The sequence below is a fragment of the Pseudomonas sp. GLN_2 genome (assembly GCF_043106005.1).
Lineage (GTDB): Bacteria > Pseudomonadota > Gammaproteobacteria > Pseudomonadales > Pseudomonadaceae > Aquipseudomonas > Aquipseudomonas alloputida.
Genome location: NZ_JBICMC010000009.1, coordinates 1 through 538 on the forward strand (window position 1 = coordinate 1; position 538 = coordinate 538).

Here is a 538-nt window from a genome sequence, read left to right on the forward strand (position 1 = left end):
ACCGCCTCGCGCACCTGCGGGTGCTCCAGCACCCGTGCCTCGATTTCACCCAGTTCGATACGCAGCCCGCGCACCTTCACCTGATGGTCGATGCGCCCGCAGTACTCGATCACCCCGCTGTCGCGGTAGCGCGCCAGGTCGCCGGTGCGGTACAGCCGCTGGCCGTGGCTGCCGAACGGGTCGGGCACGAAACGCTCGGCCGTCAGCGACGGGCGACGATGGTAACCACGCGCCAGGCCCTGGCCACCGAGCATCAGCTCGCCCATGGCCACCTGCGGCAAGGCTTCGAACGCCGGGCCAAGGATGTGCGTGTACAGGTTGGCGATCGGCTGGCCGATCGGCACGCTGTCACGCCCTTCGTCGACACAGGTCCAGTGGGTGACGTCGATCGCTGCCTCGGTCGGCCCGTACAGGTTGTGCAGGCGGGCACCGGGCAGGTGGCTGAACACCTGCTGCTGGGTGTCCACCGCCAGCGCCTCGCCGCTGCAGATCACCTGCCGCACGCTGTGGCAGCGCTGCAGGCCCGGCTCGCGGACGA

At 69.9% G+C, this 538-nt stretch carries 1 protein-coding gene; it reads right to left on the bottom strand.

Annotated elements, in window-relative coordinates; genetic code table 11:
* On the bottom strand, positions 1 to 538 hold a 538-nt coding region (locus tag ACF8Q6_RS02590; RefSeq protein ID WP_392498240.1), incomplete at both ends, for an AMP-binding protein.